Genomic DNA, 6,000 nt, shown 5'->3' on the forward strand with positions numbered 1-6,000 from the left:
GATCGGACGGAGCGGCTAGATGCCGGCCGCCGCCGCGAGGTCCTTCTTGATCGCGTCGAGGACCTCCTGGCCGCGCGCGCGGGCCGGGAGCAGGTCGGAGGCCTCCCCCACGGGGACCACGACCTCCAGGTAGCACTTCAGCTTGGGCTCCGTGCCGGACGGGCGCACGATCACCCGGGCCTTGTAGTCGCCCTCCAGGTAGTAGCGCAGCCCGTCCGTGGGCGGGAGCGTCGCCGTGCCCTCGTTCAGGTCCTCCGCCGAGGTGACCCGCAGGCCCGCCAGCGAGACCGGGGGCTCCGCGCGCAGCGCCGCCATCGCCGAGGCGATGACCGACAGGTCCTCCACGCGGACCGACAGCTGGTCGGTGGCGTGCAGACCGTGCTCCATCGCCAGGTCGTCCAGCAGGTCGGTCAGGGTGCGGCCCTGCTCCTTGAGCTCCGAGGCCAGCTCGGCGACGAGCAGGGCGGCCGTGACGCCGTCCTTGTCGCGGACGCCCTCGGGGTCCACGCAGTAGCCGAGCGCCTCCTCGTACCCGTAGCGCAGGCCCTCGACGCGGGAGATCCACTTGAAGCCCGTGAGGGTCTCCTCGTAGCCCACGCCCGCCGCCTCCGCGATCCGCCCCAGGAGGGAGGAGGAGACGATTGACTCGGCGAAGACACCCGTGGCGCCCTTGTGCACCAGGTGGGCGGCCAGCAGCGCGCCGACCTCGTCGCCGCGCAGCATCCGCCAGCCGGAGGCCGAGGCCGCGTCCGGGACGGCCACGGCGCAGCGGTCGGCGTCCGGGTCGTTGGCGATGACGATGTCGGGGTCGACCCGGGCGGCCGTCGCGAAGGACAGGTCCATCGCGCCCGGCTCCTCCGGGTTGGGGAAGGCCACCGTCGGGAAGGCCGGGTCCGGCTCCGCCTGCTCGGCCACGAGGACCGGTTCCGGGAAGCCGGCGCGGGCGAAGGCGGCCAGGACCACGTCCTTGCCGACGCCGTGCATGGCCGTGTAGACGGTCCGCACCCCCCGCGGGGACCCGGGGGTCAGGACGGCGTCCGTGCGCTCCAGGTAGGCCTCCAGGACCTCGTCGCCGAGGTCCTGCCAGCCGTCCTCGGCGCGCGGTACGTCGGCCAGCGCGGCGATCGCGTCGATCTGCGCGGCGATCTCCGCGTCGGCCGGGGAGACGATCTGCGAACCGTCGCCGAGGTAGACCTTGTAGCCGTTGTCCCGGGGAGGGTTGTGGCTCGCGGTCACCTCGACGCCGGCGACGGCGCCCAGGTGCCTTATGGCGTACGCGAGGACGGGCGTCGGCAGCGGACGGGGCAGGACGGCCGCACGCAGCCCCGCACCGGTCATCACCGCGGCGGTGTCGCGGGCGAAGTCGGCCGACTTGTAGCGGGCGTCGTAGCCGACGACCACCAGGCCGCCGTCGTGGCCCTGGGCCTTGAGGTGGGCCGCGAGGCCCGCCGCGGCCCGGATCACCACGTTCCGGTTCATCCGCATCGGGCCCGCGCCCAGCTCACCGCGCAGTCCGGCGGTGCCGAACTGCAGCATGCCGGAGAAGCGGTCCGCGAGCTCGGCCGTGTCACCGGCCTCGATGAGCTTCGCGAGCTCGTCGGCCGTCTCGGGGTCCGGGTCCTCGGCCAGCCAGGCCCGGGCCCGCGCGATCAGATCGTCCTGCACGTCCTGCACTACTTCCGCCTTACCTCTCGTACGGTCGGTCGTCCGGTCGCCCTGTCGTTCGGTGCGCCGTTCAGATCCGGGCGAGGACCTGGGTCAGCAGCTTGCCCATGCGCGCGGCCGAGTCGCGGCCGGCCTGGAGCACCTCTTCGTGGTTCAGCGGCTCGCCGGAGAGGCCCGCCGCCAGGTTGGTGACCAGCGAGATCCCGAGCACCTCGGCGCCGGCCTCACGGGCGGCGATGGCCTCCAGCACGGTGGACATGCCGACCAGGTCGGCGCCCATGACGCGGATCATGTTGATCTCGGCCGGGGTCTCGTAGTGCGGGCCGGGGAACTGCACGTAGACGCCCTCTTCGAGGGTCTCGTCGATCTCCTTGCACATCGCGCGCAGGCGCGGCGAGTACAGATCGGTCAGGTCCACGAAGTTCGCGCCGACGATCGGCGAAGTGGCCGTGAGGTTGAGGTGGTCGCTGATCAGGACCGGCTGGCCGGGCTTCATGCCCTCGCGCAGGCCACCGCAGCCGTTGGTCAGGACGATGGTCTTGCAGCCGGCGGCGACGGCCGTGCGCACGCCGTGGGCGACGGCGGCGACGCCGCGGCCCTCGTAGTAGTGGGTCCGGCCGAGGAAGAGCAGCGCGCGCTTGTCGCCGATCTTGTACGAGCGGATCTTGCCGCCGTGGCCCTCGACGGCGGGGGGCGGGAAGCCGGGCAGCTCGGTGACCGGGAACTCGGCCTCGGGCGCGCCGAGCGCCTCCGCGGCGGGGGCCCAGCCGGAGCCCATCACGAGGGCGACATCGTGGGTCTCGGCGCCGGTCAGCTCGCGCAGGCGGGCGGCGGCGGCGTCGGCGGCGGCGAAGGGGTCGGTAACAGATGCGTTCACGCGGAAGAGCGTAGCCGCTCTTCGCCTACGCGCGTAGATGGCGCCGCTCACGGTATTCGGATCGTTGCTTTGTCGTTTCCGACCAAATGTCCCCGGCGGGCTGGACGGGGCCGTGCGGCGCCCGTTGCCGGGGGTGCTGCCCCCAGGACCCCGCGCCTCAAACGCCGGCGAGGCTGAAAATCCTCAGCAGGGGCGCTTGCGCAGTTCCATCACGTAGTCGTGCGGGGCGCCCGCCGATTCGGCCGCGTCGGCCAGTTCGCCCAGGTAGCGGGCCGAGGGCAGGCCGCCCTCGTAGCCGTTGAGGACGTACACCCAGGCCGCTTCCTCGCCGTCCAGCGTGTGCACGCGCACCCGCATGCGGCGGTAGATGTCGAGCCCGACGCCCTCCCACCGGTCCATGGAGTCCTCGTCGAGCGGGGCCACGTCGTACAGCGCGACGAAGACCTGGTGGCGCGGCGCTTCGACGATCGTCGCCAGCGCGCCCTCCCAGCCCATCTGCTCGCCGCCGAACGTCAGCCGCCAGTCGTTGATCCAGCCCGTGCCGCGCAGCGGCGAATGCGGAGCGCGGCGCGTCATCAGCCGCGGGTCGAGGTTGCCGGCGTACGCGGCGTAGAGCGACATGTGGTCGAGGGTACGGGAGGGGCGGCCCCCGCTGCGCTCCCGGCCGCGTACGGGGCCCGCGTCCCGGATGGTGGGACCGGGCGTGAAGCACCTTGATGCGTGCGGGACAATGACGTACGGAATGCATCCCCCGGGGAGACCCCCCGGAAGCCCCGGCCGGGGCGGCAGCCGGCCGGGTAGACGTGAGGCGGAGTTTTCGTGACCCGGATCGTGATCATCGGCGGCGGACCCGGCGGGTATGAGGCGGCCCTCGTAGGGGCCCAGCTCGGCGCGGAGGTGACCGTCGTGGACTGCGACGGTCTGGGCGGCGCGTCGGTGCTCACCGACTGCGTGCCCTCCAAGACTCTCATCGCGACCGCAGAGGTCATGACGACCTTCGACTCGTCGTACGAGGAGCTCGGCATCGTCGTCGCGGACGACACCCCGCACATCGAGCAGGCCGCGCGCGTCGTCGGCGTGGACCTCGGCAAGGTGAACCGGCGCGTCAAGCGCCTGGCGCTCGCCCAGTCCCACGACATCACCGCGTCCGTCACCCGGGCCGGCGCCCGGGTCGTACGGGGCCGCGCCAAGCTCGGCGGCCCGCAGGGCATCGACGGCACGCGGGACGTCATCGTCACCGCGGCCGACGGCTCCGAGACGATCCTCACGGCCGACGCCGTGCTCATCGCGACCGGCGGACACCCCCGCGAGATCCCCGACGCGATGCCCGACGGCGAGCGGATCCTGAACTGGACCCAGGTCTACGACCTCGAGGAGCTCCCGGAGGAGCTCATCGTGGTCGGCTCCGGCGTCACCGGCGCCGAGTTCGCCGGCGCGTACCAGGCCCTCGGCTCCCGGGTGACCCTCGTGTCCTCCCGCGACCGCGTGCTCCCCGGCGAGGACCCGGACGCCGCCGCCGTACTGGAGGACGTCTTCCGGCGCCGCGGCATGAACGTCATCGGCCGCTCCCGCGCCGAGTCGGCCAAGCGGGTCGGCGACCGCGTCGAGGTCACCCTCTCCGACGGCCGGGTCATCACCGGTACGCACTGCCTGATGGCGGTCGGCGCGATCCCGAACACGAGCAACATGAACCTGGAGGAGTCCGGGGTCAAGCTCAAGGAGTCCGGGCACATCTGGACCGACAAGGTCTCCCGCACCTCCTCGCCCGGCGTGTACGCGGCCGGCGACGTGACCGGGATCTTCGCGCTGGCCTCGGTGGCCGCCATGCAGGGCCGCATCGCGATGTACCACTTCCTCGGCGACGCGGTGGCCCCGCTGAACCTGAAGACGGTCTCCTCGAACGTCTTCACCGACCCCGAGATCGCCACCGTCGGCTACACCCAGGCCGACGTGGACTCCGGCAAGATCGACGCCCGGGTCGTCAAGCTCCCGCTGCTGCGCAACCCGCGCGCCAAGATGCAGGGCATCCGGGACGGCTTCGTGAAGCTGTTCTGCCGCCCCGGCACCGGGATCGTCGTGGGCGGCGTGGTCGTCTCCCCGCGCGCGAGCGAGCTCATCCACCCGATCTCGATCGCCGTCGACAACAACCTGACGGTCGAGCAGATCGCAAACGCGTTCACCGTGTACCCCTCGCTGTCCGGGTCGATCGCCGAGGTCGCCCGCCAGCTGCACACGCGCAAGGCCTCCGGCGAGGCGTAAATACCGATAACGGCCCTTGTGCGCAAGGGCTTTGGAGTGGGTGGTCGGCCCGTCGCGGAGCAGGTGCGCGGCGGGCCGACCGCGTATACCACTAGTTGCCCTACGGTATGGACAACTTCGGTATTCCGGCGGAAAGAGCTGAAAGCAGATGGTCGCCCGGGTTACTGTCAGTTTCGTGTTCGCTGCAGAACGTCGCCAATTGATCCTCGAAATGGTGCGGGCCAACGGAGCGGTATCGCTCCGGGAGCTCGCCCGCGTCGTCCAGACCTCCGAAGTGACCGTACGGCGGGACGTGCGGGCACTGGAGGCAGAAGGACTCCTCGACCGCCGGCACGGCGGTGCGGTACTGCCGGGCGGTTTCACGCGGGAATCCGGCTTTCCGCAAAAGTCCCATCTCGCGACGGCGGAGAAGACCGCCATCGCCGACATCGCGGCCGGACTCGTCGAAGAAGGCGAGGCCGTGGTCGTCGGCGCGGGCACCACCACCCAGGAGCTGGCCCGCCGGCTCGCCAGGGTGCCCGGCCTCACCGTCGTCACCAACTCGCTGCTCGTCGCACAGGCGCTGGCCCATGCGAACCGCGTGGAGGTGGTGATGACGGGCGGAACCCTGCGCGGGTCCAACTACGCGCTGGTCGGCAGCGGTGCCGAGCAGTCCCTCCAGGGGCTGCGGGTCTCGCGGGCCTTCCTGTCCGGCAGCGGTCTCACCGCCGAGCGCGGGCTGTCCACCTCCAACATGCTCTCCGCGAGCGTGGACCGGGCGCTGGTGCAGGCCGCGGCGGAGGTGGTGGTCCTGGCCGACCACACGAAGCTCGGGACGGACACCATGTTCCAGACCGTGCCGACCGATGTGATCACACGGCTGGTGACGGACGAGCCGCCGCCGCACGACGACCGGGCCGGTACGGAGCTGCAGGCGCTGGCGGACCAGGGCGTGCAGATCACCGTGGCCGGGGGCACGAGTGCCTCCGGCGGTGGGGAGTCGATGGCCGGGCGGCGTCCGCGCCGGGAATCCCCGCTGCCGGTGCAGCGGCGCGGCGGGCCGACGGCCCAGCTGCGCAGTGCGGGGCCGCCGTTGCACGAGCAGCAGGCGGAGCGTGCGCGGGTCGCGGACATGCGGCGCCGCTGAGCACGTGCGGCGCCGTTGCCGGGGACCCGTCCCGGACGCCTGCGCCTCGCATGCCGGCGGGGCTGGATTTCGC

At 72.2% G+C, this 6,000-nt stretch carries 5 protein-coding genes; 2 read left to right on the forward strand and 3 right to left on the reverse strand.

Features of this window, described 5'->3' with window-relative positions:
• Positions 1 to 15 precede the first annotated feature (15 nt).
• The 3 genes from ABZY57_RS23370 to ABZY57_RS23380 all read right to left on the reverse strand — a co-directional run bounded on the left by ABZY57_RS23370 (position 16) and on the right by ABZY57_RS23380 (position 3,163).
• The gene (locus tag ABZY57_RS23370; protein ID WP_356514896.1) at positions 16 to 1,665 is read right to left on the reverse strand and encodes a phospho-sugar mutase; all 1,650 of its coding nucleotides are present in this window, start codon (positions 1,663 to 1,665) and stop codon (positions 16 to 18) included.
• A 70-nt stretch (positions 1,666 to 1,735) separates the two neighbouring features.
• Positions 1,736 to 2,542 (reverse strand): purine-nucleoside phosphorylase, encoded by an 807-nt coding sequence (locus tag ABZY57_RS23375; RefSeq protein WP_243333808.1) that lies wholly within the window; start codon positions 2,540 to 2,542, stop codon positions 1,736 to 1,738.
• A 183-nt stretch (positions 2,543 to 2,725) separates the two neighbouring features.
• Positions 2,726 to 3,163 (reverse strand): gamma-glutamylcyclotransferase, encoded by a 438-nt coding sequence (locus ABZY57_RS23380; protein WP_112449900.1) that lies wholly within the window; start codon positions 3,161 to 3,163, stop codon positions 2,726 to 2,728.
• Positions 3,164 to 3,361: 198 nt separating this feature from the next.
• Here ABZY57_RS23380 and ABZY57_RS23385 point away from each other — a divergent pair, with 198 nt between their 5' ends.
• Both ABZY57_RS23385 and ABZY57_RS23390 read left to right on the forward strand, forming a co-directional pair.
• Positions 3,362 to 4,801, forward strand: a complete 1,440-nt coding sequence (locus tag ABZY57_RS23385; protein WP_356514887.1) for an NAD(P)H-quinone dehydrogenase — start codon at positions 3,362 to 3,364, stop codon at positions 4,799 to 4,801.
• A gap of 175 nt (positions 4,802 to 4,976) precedes the next feature.
• Entirely contained in the window at positions 4,977 to 5,927 is a 951-nt protein-coding gene (locus ABZY57_RS23390; protein WP_356514889.1) for a DeoR/GlpR family DNA-binding transcription regulator, read from the forward strand.
• Positions 5,928 to 6,000: the final 73 nt, after the last annotated feature.

The organism is Streptomyces sp. NPDC006450 (genome assembly GCF_040612195.1).
Lineage (GTDB): Bacteria > Actinomycetota > Actinomycetes > Streptomycetales > Streptomycetaceae > Streptomyces.